Origin of the sequence: Phenylobacterium sp. CCH9-H3 (assembly GCF_001557235.1) — a bacterium.
Lineage (GTDB): Bacteria > Pseudomonadota > Alphaproteobacteria > Caulobacterales > Caulobacteraceae > Phenylobacterium.
This window is the reverse complement of the sequence record NZ_LSJI01000077.1, coordinates 1-17,173: the sequence shown is the minus strand read 5'-3', so window position 1 is coordinate 17,173 and position 17,173 is coordinate 1. Positions and strand designations below refer to the sequence as shown.

Annotated in this window: 17 protein-coding genes; 11 read left to right on the top strand and 6 right to left on the bottom strand. The window is 70.0% G+C overall.

Annotated elements, in window-relative coordinates; all coding sequences use genetic code 11:
- Positions 1–19: 19 nt before the first annotated feature.
- The gene (gene glmS / locus AX721_RS06830; protein ID WP_068875263.1) at positions 20–1,840 is read right to left on the bottom strand and encodes a glutamine--fructose-6-phosphate transaminase (isomerizing); all 1,821 of its coding nucleotides are present in this window, start codon (positions 1,838–1,840) and stop codon (positions 20–22) included.
- A 122-nt stretch (positions 1,841–1,962) separates the two neighbouring features.
- On the opposite strand from glmS, the gene glmM reads away from it, so the two are divergent.
- From glmM to AX721_RS27255, 3 genes are all read left to right on the top strand, one after another.
- Positions 1,963–3,315, top strand: coding sequence for a phosphoglucosamine mutase (gene glmM / locus AX721_RS06825; protein ID WP_068875262.1), 1,353 nt, complete (start codon positions 1,963–1,965; stop codon positions 3,313–3,315).
- 180 nt (positions 3,316–3,495) lie between these two features.
- Complete coding sequence (locus AX721_RS06820) at positions 3,496–4,386, top strand: c-type cytochrome (RefSeq protein ID WP_082765657.1); 891 nt, start codon at positions 3,496–3,498, stop codon at positions 4,384–4,386.
- Positions 4,387–4,472: 86 nt separating this feature from the next.
- Positions 4,473–4,634, top strand: coding sequence for a hypothetical protein (locus AX721_RS27255; protein WP_156467049.1), 162 nt, complete (start codon positions 4,473–4,475; stop codon positions 4,632–4,634).
- 33 nt (positions 4,635–4,667) lie between these two features.
- On the opposite strand, the gene AX721_RS06815 is transcribed toward AX721_RS27255, so the two are convergent.
- The 4 genes from AX721_RS06815 to AX721_RS06800 all read right to left on the bottom strand — a co-directional run bounded on the left by AX721_RS06815 (position 4,668) and on the right by AX721_RS06800 (position 8,888).
- On the bottom strand, positions 4,668–5,969 hold the full coding sequence (locus tag AX721_RS06815) for a UDP-glucose/GDP-mannose dehydrogenase family protein (protein ID WP_068875260.1): 1,302 nt from the start codon (positions 5,967–5,969) through the stop codon (positions 4,668–4,670).
- A gap of 106 nt (positions 5,970–6,075) precedes the next feature.
- Positions 6,076–7,578: a phosphomannomutase/phosphoglucomutase gene (locus AX721_RS06810; RefSeq protein WP_068875259.1), complete on the bottom strand. Its 1,503-nt coding sequence runs from the start codon at positions 7,576–7,578 to the stop codon at positions 6,076–6,078.
- Between the two features lie 102 nt (positions 7,579–7,680).
- Positions 7,681–8,646, bottom strand: coding sequence for an SIS domain-containing protein (locus tag AX721_RS06805; RefSeq protein ID WP_068875258.1), 966 nt, complete (start codon positions 8,644–8,646; stop codon positions 7,681–7,683).
- Complete coding sequence (locus AX721_RS06800) at positions 8,643–8,888, bottom strand: hypothetical protein (RefSeq protein WP_068875257.1); 246 nt, start codon at positions 8,886–8,888, stop codon at positions 8,643–8,645. The genes AX721_RS06805 and AX721_RS06800 overlap by 4 nt, the downstream gene beginning before the upstream one ends.
- Before the next feature lie 80 nt (positions 8,889–8,968).
- Between AX721_RS06800 and gpmA the strand changes: the two genes are divergently transcribed.
- The 4 genes from gpmA to AX721_RS06780 are packed head-to-tail and all read left to right on the top strand — an operon-like array spanning position 8,969 to position 12,714.
- Positions 8,969–9,679: a 2,3-diphosphoglycerate-dependent phosphoglycerate mutase gene (gene gpmA, locus AX721_RS06795; RefSeq protein ID WP_068875256.1), complete on the top strand. Its 711-nt coding sequence runs from the start codon at positions 8,969–8,971 to the stop codon at positions 9,677–9,679.
- A 59-nt stretch (positions 9,680–9,738) separates the two neighbouring features.
- Positions 9,739–10,188: a deaminase gene (locus AX721_RS06790; RefSeq protein ID WP_156467048.1), complete on the top strand. Its 450-nt coding sequence runs from the start codon at positions 9,739–9,741 to the stop codon at positions 10,186–10,188.
- Positions 10,189–10,236: 48 nt separating this feature from the next.
- Positions 10,237–11,499: a pentapeptide repeat-containing protein gene (locus AX721_RS06785; RefSeq protein ID WP_068875255.1), complete on the top strand. Its 1,263-nt coding sequence runs from the start codon at positions 10,237–10,239 to the stop codon at positions 11,497–11,499.
- Between the two features lie 9 nt (positions 11,500–11,508).
- Positions 11,509–12,714, top strand: coding sequence for a pentapeptide repeat-containing protein (locus AX721_RS06780; protein WP_231733375.1), 1,206 nt, complete (start codon positions 11,509–11,511; stop codon positions 12,712–12,714).
- Positions 12,715–12,772: 58 nt separating this feature from the next.
- Here AX721_RS06780 and AX721_RS06775 read toward each other — a convergent pair whose 3' ends face one another.
- Positions 12,773–13,228 carry an Hsp20 family protein gene (locus AX721_RS06775; protein ID WP_068875254.1) on the bottom strand — a complete coding sequence of 152 codons (456 nt, stop codon included), beginning with the start codon at positions 13,226–13,228 and terminating at the stop codon, positions 12,773–12,775.
- Between the two features lie 205 nt (positions 13,229–13,433).
- Between AX721_RS06775 and AX721_RS06770 the strand changes: the two genes are divergently transcribed.
- The 4 genes from AX721_RS06770 to AX721_RS27835 all read left to right on the top strand — a co-directional run.
- Entirely contained in the window at positions 13,434–14,267 is an 834-nt protein-coding gene (locus tag AX721_RS06770; protein ID WP_068875253.1) for a class I SAM-dependent methyltransferase, read from the top strand.
- Positions 14,268–14,347: 80 nt separating this feature from the next.
- Positions 14,348–15,205, top strand: coding sequence for a class I SAM-dependent methyltransferase (locus AX721_RS06765; RefSeq protein WP_068875252.1), 858 nt, complete (start codon positions 14,348–14,350; stop codon positions 15,203–15,205).
- Positions 15,206–15,347: 142 nt separating this feature from the next.
- A complete protein-coding gene (locus tag AX721_RS06760; protein ID WP_068875251.1) occupies positions 15,348–15,656 on the top strand; it encodes an SCP2 sterol-binding domain-containing protein in 309 nt (102 codons plus the stop codon).
- A gap of 8 nt (positions 15,657–15,664) precedes the next feature.
- Positions 15,665–17,173, top strand: a 1,509-nt coding sequence (locus AX721_RS27835; RefSeq protein WP_197422489.1) for an alpha/beta fold hydrolase, incomplete at its 3' end; no start/stop codon positions are given.

The window sequence follows — 17,173 nt, the reverse complement described above, 5'->3', positions numbered from 1 at the left end:
CCCTATGGAGGGACGCCCGCTATTCCACCGTCACCGACTTGGCGAGGTTGCGGGGTTGGTCCACGTCGGCGCCCTTCTGGACCGCCACATGGTAGGCCAGCAGCTGGATCGGTGGGGAATAGACCAAAGGCGCGATCAGCGGGTCGCAACGCGGCGCCGTCACCACTACCCGGGCGCCTGAAGGCGCGTGCTTCTGGCCCTCCGGATCGGTGATGAAGATCACCTGGCCGCCGCGGGCCATGACCTCGCTCATGTTCGAGGCGGACTTCTCGAAATAGCTGTCGAAGGGCGCCAGGATCACGATGGGCGTCTGCTCGTCCACCAGGGCGATCGGACCATGCTTCAACTCGCCCGCGGCATAGCCCTCGGCGTGGATGTAGCTGATCTCCTTCAGCTTCAGCGCCCCCTCCAGGGCCAGCGGGTACATGGGTCCGCGGCCCAGGTAGAGGACGTCCCGCGCCTTGGAGACCTCCAGCGCCACCTTGCGGACCGCGTCCTCCAGCTCGATCGACTCGGCGATCAGCCGCGGCGCCTCCAGCAGCACCCGGACCATCCGCTGTTCCTCGGCCGCCTCGATGCGGCCTCGCGCGCTGGCGGCGGCCACGGCCAGGGCGGTCAGCACGCTCACCTGGGCGGTGAAGGCCTTGGTGGAGGCCACGCCGATCTCCGGGCCGCAGTGGATCGGCCAGACCACGTCGACCTCGCGGGCCATGGTGGACTCCGCGGCGTTGACCACCGCGGCGCTCTTCATGCCCTTGGCCATGCAGTAGCGGAGCGCGGCCAGGGTGTCGGCCGTCTCGCCCGACTGCGACATGGCGATCACCAGGCTGTCCGCGGACAGGGCCGGCTCGCGGTAGCGAAACTCCGAGGCGATCTCGACGTCCACCGGCAGGCCGGCCAGCTGCTCTATCAGGTACTTGCCCAGCAGGCCGGCGATATAGGAGGTGCCGCAGGCCACGATCTGGATCCGGCCCAGGGCGGCGAAGTCCACGCTGCCCGGAATGGCGGTGCGGGCCGTAAGCGTATTCACATAGGCCGCGATGGTGTGCTGGCACCCCTCGGGCTGGTCGTGAATCTCCTTTTCCATGAAGTGGCGATAGTTGCCCTTTTCCACCAGGGCGGCGGAGGCGGGCACCGTGCGCACGGGGCGTTCCGCCGGCCGGCCGGTGTGGTCGAAGATCCTGGCCTCGCCATGGGTGATGGCGACGAAATCGCCCTCGTCCAGGTAGCAGACCCGGTTCGTGAACGGGCCGACCGCGAGCGCGTCCGAGCCGATGAACATCTCACCGTCCCCATAGCCTACCACCAGCGGGCTGCCGCGGCGGGCGCCCATGATCAGGCCCTCCTCGCCCTCGACCAGCACGCCCAGCGCATAGGCGCCGCTGAGCTGGTCCAGGGTCGCCTTCAGGGCGGCGACGGGGTCGAGGCCGGTGGCCAGCTCGCTGTCCAGCAGGGCGGCGATGACTTCGGTGTCGGTCTCGCTCTCGAACGCGCGGCCGGCCGCCTGCAGCCGCTCGCGCAGTTCGGCGTAGTTCTCGATGATGCCGTTGTGGACCAACGTCACGCGGCCCTGGGTGTGCGGGTGGGCGTTGCGCAAGGACGGGGCGCCGTGGGTCGCCCAGCGGGTGTGGCCGATGCCGACGGTGGCCGCTAGCGGCTCGGCGGCCAGCACGTCCTCCAGCGCGCGGATCTTCCCCTCGGCCCGGCAGCGCTGGACCTTCCCGCCGACGACGGCAGCGATGCCGGCGGAATCGTAGCCGCGGTACTCCAGCCGCTTCAGGCTCTCGATCAGCCGTTCCTGGACTGGCTTGGCGCCGACGATGCCGATGATGCCGCACATGTGGCTCGGGCTTCCTTTGTGCTAAGGCGAATCGTGGTCACGCCGGAGGATGCGGCGGCTTTAGCATCGGCTAGGCTCGCGTCGACTAAATCTGAGTTTCCGAACGTTTCTGGATCATCTGCATGAGCAAGCGCGCCTATTTCGGCACCGACGGCATCCGCGGGGAGGCCAACCGCCACCCGATGACGGCCGAGGTCGCCCTCCGTGTCGGCATGGCGGCCGGCAAGATGTTCATGTCCGGGGATGAGCGCCGGCACCTGGTGGTGATCGGCAAGGACACCCGCCTGTCGGGCTATATGATCGAGCCCGCGCTGGTCGCGGGCTTCACCAGCGTGGGCATGGACGTGCGGCTGTTCGGGCCTCTGCCGACGCCGGGCGTGGCGATGATGACGCGCTCCCTGCGCGCCGACCTGGGCGTGATGATCTCGGCCTCGCACAACGCCTTCTCAGACAACGGCATCAAGTTGTTCGGGCCCGACGGCTACAAGCTGTCGGACGAGAAGGAGCTGGAGATCGAGGCCCTGATGGACGAGGGCCTGCAGCAGAATCTGGCGCCGCCAGCCGCCCTGGGCCGGGTCCAGCGCATCGACGACAGCCAGGCCCGCTACGTCGAGATCGCCAAGGCCACCTTCCCGCGCCGCCTGAACCTGTCGGGAATGCGGATCGTGATCGATTGCGCCAATGGAGCCGCCTACAAGGTCGCGCCCGAGGCCCTTTATGAGCTGGGCGCCGAGGTGATCCGGGTCGGCGTGGCGCCCAACGGCTTCAACATCAACCAGGAGTGCGGCTCGACGCATCCGGCCGCCATGCAGAAGGCGGTGAAGGAATACCGCGCCGACATCGGCATCGCCCTCGACGGCGATGCGGACCGGCTGGTGATCTGCGACGAGAAAGGCCAGGTCGTGGACGGTGACCAGATCATGGCCCTGATCGCCGGCGACTGGGCCCGGCGGGGCAAGCTGCGCGGCGGCGGCGTGGTGGCGACGGTCATGTCGAACCTGGGCCTCGAGCGGTTCCTGGCCGGCCGCAACCTCACCCTGGAGCGGACCCAGGTGGGCGACCGCTACGTGATGGCCCGGATGCGCCAGGGCGACTTCAACGTCGGCGGCGAGCAGTCGGGCCACCTGATCCTGTCGGACTTCTCCACGACGGGCGACGGCCTCCTGGCGGCGCTGCAGGTCCTGGCGGTGCTGAAGGAGAGCGACAAGCCGATGAGCGCCCTGGCCCGCCAGTTCGAGCCGGTGCCGCAGCGGCTGGAGAACGTGCGCTTCGCCGGTGGCAAGCCGCTGGAGAGCGATCAGGTGAAGGCGGTCCTGGCCGACGCCGAGCAGCGGCTGAACGGCACGGGCCGGATCGTCGTCCGCGCCTCGGGCACGGAACCCCTGATCCGCATCATGGCCGAGGCCGACGACGAGAAGCTGGTGAACCAGGTGATCAAGGACATCGCTGGCGCGGTGAAGAAGGCCGCCGCCTAGCCAGGCCGGCGGCGGGTCCTCTCGGGCGCCTACGTCTACACCCCCGCTTTTGACGCACTGCAAAGCTGCAGAGGCGCCCTGCAATCACGCGGATTGTGGGCGTCCGCGGCCCCTCGTATCCCGCCGGTCCCCAGAACGACGGTCCGCCAAAAGGGCCGCCTCCAAGACTAGGTGTGTGAGATGAAACCTATGCTGAAGTGGGCCGGCTATGGCCTGGCCGGCGTCGCTGCGCTGTTGCTTGTCGTCGTGGGCGGCGCGTTCGCTGTTTCCGAGGCGATGATCCGGTGGCCGGTCGACAAGCCCGAGGTGCGGTTGGTGGCGGCGCGGGATCAGGGCGCTGCCGAGCGAGGTCGGCGGGTGGCGAAGCTGAACGGCTGCCACGATTGCCATGGCCGGCAGATGGAGGGCCAGCTCTTCCACGACGAGATGCCGATCGTCCGCGCCTGGGGGCCGAACCTCTCGCGCCTGATGGCGAACCAGACCGACGCCGATCTCGACCGCGCCATTCGCCACGGCGTCGGCGCCGACGGCCGGCGGCTCTGGATCATGCCTTCCAGCGCCTTCGCCCATCTGACCGATCAGGAGGCGTCGGATCTGCTGGCCTACCTTCGCACCTTCCGCCCGACGGGGGAGGCTCAGCCGCGCTTCCAGGTGGGGCCAGTGGGCCGGCTCGGCGTGCTGCTTGGCAAGATGAAGTCCGAACCGGACCTGCTGCGGGCCAACGGCCAAGGCCTGAAGCTTGTCGACCTGGGGCCGGAGCACGCCCAGGGCCGCGACCTCGCGCGCACCTGCATCGAATGTCACGGCCAGCAACTCGAAGGCAATCCGATGCTGAAGTCGCCCGGCCTCGACCTGGTCGCTTCGTACGAGCCCGAAGACTTCCAGCGCCTGCTGCATACCGGTATCGCGGCCGGGAACCGCAAGGTCGGGCTGATGACGATGGTGGCCCCGGCGCGGTTCGGCGATCTCACGCCAGAGCAGGTTCAGGCGCTGCAGGCCTATCTGAAGGCCCGCGCGGACCGCCGGATCGCCCAGAATGACGTCACGTCAGCAATGGCGCAGCAACCCTAGCTAAGGGCAAATTGTTGTGTCACCATCGTCACAAATCGGCCGGCTCGACCCGGACCGAGGTGAATAACGGGCTCTGGGAGGAATAAATGCGTCGCGACCTCGCCGTGATGGGCGTGGCGCGGCAGGTGGAGCGGCCCGCCCGCTCGATCGCCTGTCTCGCTTTCGTAGCTGTCCTGGGCACGGCCTTCTGGGCCGGCGCCGTCTGGATCGCCGAAGCCTTCATGAGAATGCCCGGCCCGGGCTTCTAGGCGGCCCGCGCCGGCTGCCGCCGCGGGCCTGGGTCAGGCCCGCCCGATGCTGTGATAGGCGAAGCCGCGGGCGCGCATGTCGGCCGGCTTGTAGATATTGCGCAGATCCACGAGCACCGGCTGGTTCATCGTCAGCTTGATGCGGTCCAGGTCCAGCGCCCGGAACTGATCCCACTCGGTGATGATCACGAGGACGTCGGCGCCGGCGGCCACCGCATAGGGATCGTCCTTGAAGTCGACGCCGGTCATCAGCTTGCGGGCTTCGTGGCCCTCGGGATCGAAGGCCTGGATCTTCGCGCCCTTGTCCTGCAGCGCCGGCACGATGGCCAGCGAGGGGGCGTCGCGCATGTCGTCGGTGTTGGGCTTGAAGGTCAGGCCCAGGATGCCGACCGTCTTGTCCTTCACGTCGCCGCCGAGCGCCTTGATCACCTTGCGGGCCATAGCGCGCTTGCGCTCGTCGTTGACCTTGATGGTGGTCTCGACCAGCTCCACGGGGCTGCCGGCGTCGCGGGCCGTGCGGACCAGGGCGATGGTGTCTTTCGGGAAGCACGAGCCGCCGTAGCCGGGGCCGGCGTTCAGGAACTTGCCGCCGATGCGGCCGTCCAGGCCGATGCCCTTGGCCACCTGCTGCACGTCGGCGCCCACGGCCTCGCAGAGGTCGGCCATCTCGTTGATGTAGGTGATCTTCAGCGCGAGATAGGCGTTGGCGGCGTACTTGATCAGTTCGCTGGTCCGGCGGCTGGTGAACAGGATCGGTGTCTCGTTCAGGTACAGGGGCCGGTACAGCTCGCGCATGATCGCCTGGGCGCGCTCGTCCTCGGTGCCCACGACGACGCGGTCCGGGCGCTTGAAGTCCTCGATGGCGGCGCCTTCGCGCAGGAACTCCGGGTTGGAGACGATGGCCACGTCGGCGTCGGGCCGCACGCGCTTGAAGATCGCCTCGATCTCGTCGCCGGTGCCCACCGGAACCGTCGACTTGGTGACCACCACCGTGAACCCGTCCACCAGCCCCGCGATCTCCTCGGCGGCCGAATAGACGTAGGACAGGTCCGCGTAGCCGTCGCCGCGGCGCGAGGGCGTGCCGACGCCGATGAACACAGCATCCGCCTCGCGGATCGCCTGGCGGGCGTCGGTGTCGAAGAACAGCCGCCCCGCCCGGACGTTCGCCGCCACCAGCTGGTCGAGGCCGGGCTCGTAGATCGGGATGCCACCATTGCGCAGCTGCTCGATCTTCGAGGCGTCCTTGTCGATGCAGGTCACCGTATGGCCGAAGTCGGCGAAACAGGCGCCGCTCACCAGGCCCACATAGCCGGTACCGATCATCGCCACGCGCATTCAGCAACTCTCCTCGATGGCAGCGCCTTTCACCACGCGTGAAAGTCGGCCGCAACGACACATCGTCCCGCACTGCAGCAAAATCCGCGCCGCGGTCGTGGGCGGATCAGATTTCCTGGTTGTAAGCCCCGACCTGCGGCCGCTTGGCGAGCCGGGGCTTCACCTCCTCGCGGAACAGGCGACGCATGTCCTCGTCGGACTGGGTGCTTTCCACCACCACGACGATCTCGGGCTTGTTGGACGAGGCGCGCACCAGCACCCACGAGCCGTCCTCCAGCGCCACGCGCACGCCGTTGACGGTGATCAGGTCGACGATCTTGCGGCCCAGGATCGTGCCGCCGGCGTTCGCCAGGGCCTGGTACTCGGCGACCACGTCCTCGACCACGCCATACTTTTCCTCGTCGGCGCAGTGCGGACTCATGGTCAGCGATGTGTAGGCCACCGGGAGGGCCTTCTTCAGGTCGCTGAGCTTCTTGTCCGGGTTGCGATCCAGCATGGCCAGGATCGCGGCGGCGGCCACCAGGCCGTCGTCGTAGCCGCGGCCGATCGGCGGGTTCATGAAGAAGTGCCCGCTCTTCTCGAAGCCGGCCAGGGCGCCCAGCTCGGCGGTCTTGCGCTTGATGTAGCTGTGGCCGGTCTTCCAATAGACCGTCTTGGCGCCGTTCTTCTTCAGCACCTCGTCGGTGGAGAAGAGGCCGGTCGACTTCACGTCGACGATGAAGGTCGCGTCCTTGTGCAACTCGGACAGGTCGCGGGCCAGCATCAGGCCGATCTTGTCGGCGAAGATCTCCTCGCCCTCGTCGTCCACCACCCCGCAGCGGTCGCCGTCGCCGTCGAAGCCCAGGGCCAGGTCGGCGTTGTGCGTGCGCACGGCGTCGGCCATGGCGTGCAGCATCACGCTGTCCTCGGGGTTCGGATTGTAACGGGGGAAGGTGTAGTCGAGGTCGCAATCCATCTCGATCAGCGTCGCCACGCCCATGTCACGCAGGGCCTTGGGCGCGAAGGCGCCGGCGGTGCCGTTGCCGCAGGCGGCCACCACCACCAGTGGCCGCTTCAGGTTCACCCGGCCGGCCGCGTCCTGGATGTAGCGCTCGGCCACGCCGCCGATATGGGCCAGCGAGCCGCCGGGCCGCTGGGACCACTTGCCCTCCAGCACGATCTCCTTCAGCCGGCCCATCTCGTCGGGGCCGAAGGTGAGGGGGCGCTGGGCGCCCATCTTCACGCCGGTCCAGCCGTTCTCGTTGTGGCTGGCGGTGACCATCGCCACGCAGGGGGCGTCCAGGTCGAACTGGGCGAAGTAGGCCATGGGCGAGACGGCCAGGCCGATGTCCAGCACCTCGCACCCGGCGGCCACCAGGCCGATGGTCAGGGCCTGTTTGATGGAGAGCGAATAGGACCGGTAGTCGTGGCCGACCACGATGCGCTTTTGGCCCATCTCGTGGATCAGCGTGCCCAGACCCAGGCCCAGCGCCTGCACGCCCAGAAGGTTGATCTCGGGCCCGAACAGCCACCGCGCGTCGTACTCCCGGAAGCCTGTCGGCTTCACCAGCGGGGTGACTTCGTAATCCCAGGTGTTGGGCGACAGGTCGGCGCGAGGGGCTGGCAGCATCGGGACTCCAGGGGTGCGGCGTTTCGGCGCGTGTTTAACCGAGCCGATAGCCCTCACGCCACTTCGTAAGCCTTAACGCGGATAACGTGTTCGGGTTGGCGCCTACATCACGCCGGCGCGTAGCAGGTCGTGCACGTGCAGGATGCCCACCGGCTTGCCGTCCTCGACCACGAAGAGGACCGTCACCGCCGGCGGCGGATCGCTCATCAGGGCCAGGGCTTCGCCGGCCAGCATACCGGGGGAGACGGTCTTCCTGGGGCCTGGCGTCATCACCTCGCCGGCGTTGTGGTCCAGCAGTCCGTCGATGTGGCGGCGCAGGTCGCCGTCCGTGATCGCGCCCAGCAGCCGGCCGCCGGCGTCGACGACGCCCACGATCCCCCAACGCATCTGCGTCATCACCAAGAGGGCCTGGCGCATTGGCGTGTCCGGCCCGACGATTGGCAGCTCCTCGCGCCCGTGCATCAGGTCGGCGGCGGTGCGCAGCATGGCGCCGAGCTTGCCGCCGGGGTGCAGCACCTTGAAGTCCTGGGGCTTGAACCCCCGCCGCTCCAGCAGGGCGACTGCCAGGGCGTCGCCCATCGCCATCTGCAGGGTCGTGGAGGTGGTCGGCGCGTTCACGGCGTCCGTCGCCTCGGGGGCGTCGGGCAGCAGCAGGACGATGTCGGACGCCCGCGCCAGAGTCCCGTCCGCCGCCGCGGTGAGCGCGATCAACGGGATGTCGAACCGGGCGGCATAGGCGATCACGTCCGCCAGCTCGCGGGTCTCGCCGGTCTTGCTGAGCGCCAGGATCACGTCGTCGGCGCCGATCATTCCCAGGTCGCCGTGGCTGGCCTCGCTGGGGTGGACGAACATGGCGGTCGAGCCGGTGGAGGCCAGCGTGGCGGCGATCTTGCGCGCCACATGGCCCGACTTTCCCATGCCGGTGCAGATCACCCGGCCCCGGGCGGTGAACAGGGTCTCGACCGCCTGGGCGAAGGGCTCGCCCAGCTCGGCGGCCGTCCGGCGCAGGCCCTCGGCCTCGGTGTCCAGCACGCGGCGGCCGACGGCGATGGTGTCTTGAGAGCTCATTGCGCGGGGGCGATCGCCTGGTTCTGGATGTTGCGCACGGCCTCGCGCGCCGCCGCGGCCCGTCGCTGGGCGGCTTCGTGCTCCCGCTTCATCCGGGCCTGCATTTCAGCCGTGCGCTGCACAGGTTCATGGCCGAAAGGTCCGGGGGAGCGGTCGCCCAGACCCTGCGGCCAGACCATCGCCAGCGCGATCGCGGCGGCGGCGGCCAGGGCCAGCAGCGGCAGGTAGAAGCGGTCGAGCATGGGTCCGCTATAACGCGCGCCGGGTTGACGGGGTAGGGCCCGTTGTCTAGCCCCGGGGCCCGTCCGAAGGAGGTCCCGCCTTGCCCACCCTGATCCTGCTGCGTCACGGCCAGAGCCAGTGGAACCTGGAAGACCGCTTCACCGGCTGGGTGGACGTGGACCTCACCGCCGAGGGTGAGGCCCAGGCGAAGAAGGGCGGGGAGCTGATCAAGGCGGCGGGCCTCGCCATCGACCGCGTGTTCACCTCGGTCCTGACGCGGGCGATCCGCACCTCGTGGCTGGCGCTGCACGCGGCCGGCCAGGCCTTCGTGCCCGAGGTGAAGGACTGGCGGCTGAACGAGCGCCACTACGGCGGCCTCACTGGACTCAACAAGACCGAGACCGCCGCCAAGCACGGCGCCGACCAGGTCAAGGTGTGGCGCCGCTCCTACGATATCCCGCCGCCGGATATGGCCCCGGGCGGCGAGTTCGACTTCTCGAAGGACCGCCGCTACGCCGGCCTCGACCTGCCGTCGACCGAGAGCCTGAAGACCACCCTGGTGCGGGTGCAGCCCTATTGGGACGCCGAGATCGTCCCATGCCTGAAGGCGAACGAGACCCTGCTGGTGGCCGCCCACGGCAACTCGCTGCGCGCGATCGTGAAGCTGCTGTTCGCCCTGTCGGACGAGGCGATCATCGACATCGAGATCCCCACCGGCAATCCGCTGGTGATCGAGCTGGACGCCGCCTTGAAGCCCACCGCGGCGCGCTACCTGGACGCCGACCGGGCGACGCGGCTGCCCGCCCTCTAGACCGAGCTGAACGGGCTTTCCGTCTTCCGGCGGGCGCGCCGAGGGGCCATGGTGCGCCCATGAGCGACGAAGCCTTCATGCGCCGCGCCATCGCGCTGGCGGCCACGCGCGTGGGCCGGACGGGCGACAACCCGTCGGTCGGCTGCGTGATCGTTCGGGACGGCGCGGTGGTGGGAGAGGGCGTGACCGGCGAGGGCGGCCGGCCCCATGCCGAAGAGGTCGCCCTGGATCGAGCAGGCGCCGCGGCCAAGGGGGCCACCGCCTATGTCACCCTGGAGCCATGCGCGCTGAGGTCGACCGGCGCTCCCTCCTGCAGCGAACGGCTGGTGGCGGCGCAGGTGGCCCGGGTCGTGGTCGCCTCGAGCGATTCGTCGGTGTTCGCCGGAGGGGAGGGATGCCGGCGGTTGCATAACGCCGGTATCGTTACCGACCGGGGGTTGTTGGAGGCCGAGGCCGACGCGCTCTATGCGACGTATCGCCCGGCTAAAACCCTGGAAAGTCGCCGTTAATCCAGGGGGGCTAACATGGTTCATATGGTCTTTCGCTAGCGAACCCGAATGTCAGCCAACAACGCCAGATCGCTCGTGCAGACGCGCCTCACGCAGGCGGAGGTCGACGCCATCTGCGCGAAGCACGACCGCCTGTGGAGCTCCAAGCCCGGCGGCGCGCGCGCGGTGTTCGCATTCAAGGACCTTTCCGGCACCCAGCTCGTGGGCCGCAATCTGTGCGACGCCGACTTCACCGGCGCGATCATGAACGGCTGCAAGCTGCGCGGCGCGCGGCTGGATAACGCCACCCTCTTCTGCGCCGACCTCACCGGCAGCGACCTGCGCGAGGGCTCCCTGCGGCGCGCCGACCTGCGCGGCTCGTGCATGCGCAATGTCGACCTCACCGGGGCCGACCTGTTCGAGGCCGACCTGCGCGAGGGCACCCTGGCCGCCGGCGACCGGCAGTTCGGCTTCCGCAAGCTGGAGATCGGCTCGCCCAACCAGGGCGAACTTCAGGGCGCGATCCTGGCCGGTGCCAATCTGGAGCGCTCGCGGCTGTCGGGCGCCATGGCGGTCCGCGCCGACTTCACCGACGCGGTCCTCAAGGACGCCAAGCTGATCCGGGCCAATCTCAAGCAGGCCTCGCTGAACGGCGCCAACCTGTCGGGCGCGGACCTGTCGGGCGCGGACCTGGCCGGCGCCGACCTGCGCGACGCGATCCTGGTGGGCGCCCGCACCGTCGCCTGGAACGTCTCGGACGCGAACATGACCGGCGCCCTGACCGACGAAGCGGTGGGCCGGGCCATCAGCGACCTGCCTTACGACGACATGATCCGCGAGCACGCGAAGTGGTGCGAGAGCGGCGGCGGCGAGGGCAAGCCCTCGTCGTTCGACAACGCCGACCTGCGCAAGCTGACGTCGATCCGCGGCTACAACCTGACGGCCCTTTCGGCCAAGGGCGCCACCTTCTACGGCCTCGACATGGAGGGCGTGCAACTGCAGGGCGCCCACCTGGAAGGCGCGGACCTGCGCAACGCGGTGCTGCGCCGGGCCGATCTGCGCGGCGCGCGGCTGGTGGGCGCCAAGCTCTCCGGCGCCGACCTGCGCGAGGCTCAGATGGGCCCGCTGCTGCTGGGCGCCGACCGGGTGCTGCCGACCAATCTCACCGGCGCGCAGCTCAAGAACTGCGACCTGACCGCCGCCGATGTTCGCCACGCCGTATTCGTGGACGCCGACGTCAGCCGTTCCAACTTCACCCGCGCGCTCCTGAAGCAGGCCGACTTCACCGGCATCATCCGGTTCGGCGCGCGCGGCCTGGAAGATGTGATCTAGGCTCGCCGCGTGATCCGCCTCCAAGGCCAGCCCCGTGAGCCCGCCCTGCCCGGGCGCAGGCGCCTCAGCGACGGCGAGATCACGATCCTGCTCGACAACCACGCGCGTTTCCTGGCTGGCAAGGGCGGCAAGCGCGCGCATCTGCCGTTCGTGGACTTCAGCGGCCTCGACCTGAAGGGCCGCAAGCTGTCCGGTGGCGACTTCTCGGGCTCGGTCTTCGACGGCGCACAGCTCGCCGGCGCCCAGCTGGACGGGGCGATCCTGGCCGGCTGCGACCTGCGCCGCGCGGACCTGCGCAACGCCAACCTGCGCAAGGCGGACCTGCGCGGCGCTTGCCTGTCGGGCGCCAACCTGGCCGGGGCCGACCTGACCGACGCGGATTTCCGCCCCGGCTCCATCGCCCGGCCGCATCCGACTCGCGGCTTTCCGGCCGTCGTGGAGGAAGATCGCGGGGGCGAGGTCGATGGCGCCAACCTGTCGGGCGCCACCCTGGACGGCGCGCGGCTGGACGGTCTCTACGCCGCCGACGCCGACTTCTCCGACGCTTCCCTGGCGGGCGCGAAGCTGACCGACGCCAATCTGAAGGGCGCCAACTTCGACGGCGCCCTTATGGCCCGCGTCGATGTCTCCGGGGCGGTGCTCGAGGATGCGAACTTCGGCGGCGCCGACCTCTCCGGCGTGGTGCTTGCCGCGGCCCGCACCCGCGCCGCCAGCCTCGACCAGGCCACCGCCCCGCCCAGCCGCGAGGATGCGGCGCGCGCCGCAAAGCTGGCCATAGAAGCACGGGCCCACGACGCCTGGGTCGGCTCGGGCGGCCGCGAGGGAGCCCCGGTGCGCCTCGACGGCGCAGACCTGCGATCGCTCGCGGGCGAGCTGAAGGGCCTGAAGCTGACCGCCGTCAGCGCCAAGGGCGCCAACCTCGCCGGGCTCGACCTTAGCGGGGTCCATTTCCAGGGCGCCAACCTCGAAGGTTGCGACCTGCGCGGGGCGATCCTGCGGGGCGCCGATCTGCGGGGCGCCCGGCTGGGCGGCGCCGACCTGACCCGTGCGGACCTTTCCCAGGCCAATCTCACCCCGCTGGAGATCGCGCCCGGCCGCTCGACGGCCACAAACCTCGCCGGCGCGCGCCTGCGTTACGCCCGGCTGCAGACCGCCCTGACGGAAGGGGCCGTCTTGGACGGCGCCGATCTGCGCGGCGCCAGGCTTCCGGCATAGAAAAAGGCGGCGCCCGCGAGGACGCCGCCTTGGTCAGGTCCTGAGAGTCGAGAGGGCTTTAAGCGGCCTTCTCGGCTTCGATCAGGGTCGGCTGCTCGCCGGTGGTGATCTGCACGGTGCGCGGCTTCAGCGCTTCCGGCAGCTCGCGCTTCAGGCTGATCGACAGCAGGCCGTCCGCCAGGTTGGCGTCGGTGACGATCACGTAGTCGGCGAGCTGGAACCGGCGCTCGAAGTTGCGCTCGGCGAGGCCGCGATGCAGGTACTTCCGGCCCTCGTCGTTGGCCGCCTTGCGACCGGTGACGGTGAGCAGGTTTTCCTTCACCTCGACATTGAGCTCATCCGGACGGAAGCCGGCCACCGCGATGTCGATGCGGTAGGCGTTCTCGTCGGTGCGCTCGATGTTGTAGGGGGGATAGCCCGTGGCGGCGTCGGCGGCGGCGGTCTCGAGAAGACCGGCCAGGCGGTCGAAGCCCACGACGGAGCGATACAGGGGGGAGAAATCGATCGTACGCATGCGGTCACATCCTTCTTTCAAAGCAAGGTTGCGTTGTCTGATGGACCTGTCGGCGCCCCGAACGGCGACGCCTGCAGTCCAGGAGGCCCGGACATCCAGCGCCTCCAGGCCATGAGTTGGGGACCGCAAAATCGCTCTTCAAGGGCTGTTCGCGTATGAATTCGCAGCCTAGGTTTCCGCCCCTCAATCCAGGAGGGAACCCCCCATGCTCCGCCTCGCCTCGGCCTGCGCCGTCGCCCTAGCCCTTTCCGCCGCCGTTCCGGCCCAGGCCGCCGACGCCCAGTTGAAGGCGGCCGTCGACGCCGCCCATCGCGCGCCGGCGAACAAGGCCCGCGACGCCGCGCGCCACCCGGTCGAGACGCTGACCTTCTGGGGCCTGAAGCCGAAGCAGACGGTCATCGAGCTTTCGCCCGGGGGCGGCTACTGGACCGAAATCCTGGCGCCCTACGCCAAGGCCACGGGCGGGACCTATGTCGCCACCGGCGCCGATCTCGCCAATCCGCAGCTTTCCGAAGCGGCGAAGGCGGGCCGGGCCGCCTTCGAGGCCAAGTATGCGGACGCGGCCGTGTACGGGCCCATCAAGTACGTGAACTTCGGGCCCACCTCCGGCCCGCTCGGTCCGCCGGCCTCGGCCGACATGGTCATCACCGCGCGCAACATCCACAACTGGATGATGAACGGCAGCCTCGACAAGGTGCTGAAGGACGCCCACGCCGTGCTGAAGCCGGGCGGCGTCCTGGCCGTCGAGGAACACCGCGCCGATCCCAAGCCCGAACTGCCGGGGGTCACCAACGGCTACGTCGCGACGGCCACGGTGATCGCGGCCGCCGAGAAGGCCGGCTTCAAGCTGGACGCCAAGTCCGAGGTGAACGCCAACCCGAAGGACACCAAGGACCATCCCTTCGGCGTCTGGACCCTTCCGCCCACCCGCCGAACCGCGCCCGCGGGCCAGCCCGCGAATCCCGCCTTCGACGGCGCCAAGTACGACGCCATCGGGGAAAGCGACCGGATGACCCTGCGCTTCGTCAAGGCGGGCTGAGGCTTTGACCCTGCCCGGCCGACCCGCTAGCTCTAGGCCCGCGGGTTGGCCGGGGGGCGCTCGTGAGTGAAGCGGCGTCCATGATCATGTTCTCCCGGCGCGCGGTCCTGGCCGGCGCGATCGCCCTGGCCGGTTGCCAGCGCAGCCCCAAGGCCCCAGCGGCCGCGCCGCCCAAGACCATCGCCGCGGCGGTCGCCGGATCCTGGCGCAGCGCCGCCGACAAAGCGCGCGACCGCTGGCGCCACCCCGCCGAGAGCCTGGCGTTCTGGGGCCTGGAGGCGGGCGACACGGTCGTGGAGTTCTGGCCGGGCGCCGGCTGGTACAGCGAGATCCTGGCGCCGTTCCTGAACGCCACCGGCGGCAAGCTCGTCGCGGCGCACATGCAACTTTCCGAGCCCGTCGACCCCGCCGCCGCCCAGGTGGTGGAGGCGTATCGAGCGCGGTTCGCCGCCGGCCGCAAACCCTATGGGGCGGTCGAGATCACCGCCTTCGGGCCCACCAGCGGCCCGGTGGCGCCGGCGGGGAGCGCCGACCTGGTCCTGTTCCTGCGCAACCTGCACAACTGGATGGCCGCCGGCATCGCCGAGAAGGCGTTTCGCGACGCCTTCCTCGCCCTCAAGCCCGGCGGCGTCCTCGGCGTCGAGGAACATCGCGCCGCGCCGGGCGGCGTCCCCGATCTGCTGGCCGACAGCGGCTACGTGGACCAGGCCTATGCGATCAAGCTGGGCCAGGAGGCGGGCTTCCGGCTGGCGGGGACAAGCGAGATCAACGCCAACCCCAACGACACGCGAGACCATCCCTTCGGCGTCTGGACCCTGCCGCCCGTCCGCCGGTCGTCGCCGCGAGGGGAGGCGTTCGATCCGAAATTCGATCGGGCCCGGTACGACGCCATCGGGGAAAGCGACCGGATGACGCTGAAGTTCGTCAAGCCGGCCTGACGCCGGCCCTGCGCGAGCCTCTCCGACGGGCGCACGCTTCCTTTACATTCTAACGTCTAGAGGCTCGCGCGCGTCAGGAGCAGTTTACACAACCGACGCCTGCGGCGAAGCTCGCCCTGATTCACGAAAGATAATCTGGGGCATGGCGACGTTGGAGGAGCTCACCGACCGGATCCGCCGCGCCGCGGGGGCGGGGGACGCCCTTGGCCGGACCGTGAAGCTCGACCTCAGGGGCGAGGGCGTGATCCACGTCGACGGCGCCGCCGTGACCAATGAGGACCGGCCGGCGGACCTGACGGTGTCCGTCAGCCGTTCGGACCTTGTTAAGCTGGGCAAGGGCGAACTGGATCCCATGCGCGCAGTGATGACCGGCCGGCTGAAGCTCTCCGACATGGGCGTGGCCATGGGCCTGATGCCCAAGGTCAAGGCTTTGTTCGAGAAGGCGGTCTAGGCGGCGCCATGTTCGAATCCGCCCCTCTCGTCGACACGCCGGAAGATCCGATCCCGCCTGGAGCGGAGGCCGACTGGTACGTGGGCGCCGGTGGGGCCAAGCTGCGCGCCGCGCTGTTCACGCCGCCGGGGCGGGCTCGCGGCTCCGTCGTCCTGTCCGGCGGCCGCACCGAGCCGATCGAAAAGTACTTCGAGACCATCCGCGACTTCATGGATCGCGGCTTCGTGGTGCTGGCGCACGACTGGCGCGGGCAGGGACTGTCGGCGCGCGAGTTGCCCGACCGGCTGAAGGGCCACGCCCGTGGCTACAGGTCGTTCCTCGAGGATTTCCGCCGCCTGCTGGGCGCCTATGAGGCGCGGTTGCCCAAGCCGTGGATCGCGGTGGGGCACTCGATGGGCGGATGCCTGACGCTGCTGGCCATGGCCAACGGCGAGCGGCGTTTCGCCGGGGCCTGCCTGTCGGCGCCGATGCTGGGCCTTCAGTTCGGCAAGGTCTCGCCGGCCGTGGCCGGTGTCCTGACCTGGCTGAACCTGACGCTCGGCCGCGCGGGCAAGTACACCCTGGGCCAGGCCGGCAAGCCGTTCGACGACACGTTCGACGGCAACGTCCTGACCCACGATGCGCGCCGGTTCGCCCGGCACCGGGCCCAGGTCCGCGCCAATCCGGACCTGGCCCTCGGCAGCCCGACCTACGGCTGGCTCGACTTCGCGCTCAAGGCCACCGCCTTCCTCAGCCGTCCCGAACGGCTGCGCGGCGTCACCGTGCCGGTGGAGATCGTTTCCGCCGGCGAGGACCGCCTCGTCGACAATTCCGCGCAGGCCGCTGCGGCCCGCAACCTCCCCCAGGGGCGCCTCATCACCGTACCCGGCGCCTACCACGAAATCCTCATGGAGACGGACGACATGCGTAACATCTTCTTGCGAGTGTTCGACGCGCTCACCGGCAAGGCCGCGCCGAAGCCCGCCGAAGCCCCGAAGCCCGCGCCGGCCCCCGCCGCCGCGCCTGCCCCGTCGCCGGTCGCGGAAGCGCCGAAGCCCGCGCCCGCGCCGACGCCGGCTCCGGCGCCCGCCCCGGCGCCTGCAGCGGCCGCCAAGCCCCCGGCCAAGCCTGCGGCGACCAAGAAGCCGGCCGCGAAGAAGGCTGCCGCGCCCAAGGCGGCCACCGCGAAGCCCGCCGCCGCAAAGGCTGCGGCGCCCAAGCCGGCCGCGAAGCCCGCTGCGGCCAAGAAGGCCGCGCCTGCGAAGGCCGCCGCCAAGCCGGCGGTCGCCAAGCCTGCTCCTGCAAAGCCCGCCGCCGCGAAGGCGGCTGCGCCGAAGAAGGCCGCCGCGCCCAAGGCCGTCGCCAAGCCGGCCGCGGTGAAGGCCGCCCCTAAGGCCGCGGCGCCGAAGCCTGCCGCAAAGACGCCTGCCAAGCCGGCCGCGAAGGCCGCTGCGAAGCCGGCGCCCAAGCCCGCGGCGGCGAAGGCGGCTCCGAAAACGGCGGCCAAGCCCGCTGCCAAGGCTGCCGCCGCGGGCTTG

Coding starts and splice junctions, on each gene's coding strand:
- AX721_RS06770 (WP_068875253.1), top strand. CDS start 13,434: ATGCTCCGCCTCGCCTCGGCCTGCGCCGTCGCCCTAGCCCTTTCCGCC.
- AX721_RS06785 (WP_068875255.1), top strand. CDS start 10,237: ATGTCAGCCAACAACGCCAGATCGCTCGTGCAGACGCGCCTCACGCAG.
- glmS (WP_068875263.1), bottom strand. CDS start 1,840: ATGTGCGGCATCATCGGCATCGTCGGCGCCAAGCCAGTCCAGGAACGG.
- AX721_RS06805 (WP_068875258.1), bottom strand. CDS start 8,646: ATGAGCTCTCAAGACACCATCGCCGTCGGCCGCCGCGTGCTGGACACC.
- AX721_RS06820 (WP_082765657.1), top strand. CDS start 3,496: ATGAAACCTATGCTGAAGTGGGCCGGCTATGGCCTGGCCGGCGTCGCT.
- AX721_RS06800 (WP_068875257.1), bottom strand. CDS start 8,888: ATGCTCGACCGCTTCTACCTGCCGCTGCTGGCCCTGGCCGCCGCCGCC.
- AX721_RS06765 (WP_068875252.1), top strand. CDS start 14,348: ATGATCATGTTCTCCCGGCGCGCGGTCCTGGCCGGCGCGATCGCCCTG.
- glmM (WP_068875262.1), top strand. CDS start 1,963: ATGAGCAAGCGCGCCTATTTCGGCACCGACGGCATCCGCGGGGAGGCC.
- AX721_RS06790 (WP_156467048.1), top strand. CDS start 9,739: ATGAGCGACGAAGCCTTCATGCGCCGCGCCATCGCGCTGGCGGCCACG.
- AX721_RS06760 (WP_068875251.1), top strand. CDS start 15,348: ATGGCGACGTTGGAGGAGCTCACCGACCGGATCCGCCGCGCCGCGGGG.
- AX721_RS06810 (WP_068875259.1), bottom strand. CDS start 7,578: ATGCTGCCAGCCCCTCGCGCCGACCTGTCGCCCAACACCTGGGATTAC.
- AX721_RS06775 (WP_068875254.1), bottom strand. CDS start 13,228: ATGCGTACGATCGATTTCTCCCCCCTGTATCGCTCCGTCGTGGGCTTC.
- AX721_RS27255 (WP_156467049.1), top strand. CDS start 4,473: ATGCGTCGCGACCTCGCCGTGATGGGCGTGGCGCGGCAGGTGGAGCGG.
- AX721_RS06815 (WP_068875260.1), bottom strand. CDS start 5,969: ATGCGCGTGGCGATGATCGGTACCGGCTATGTGGGCCTGGTGAGCGGC.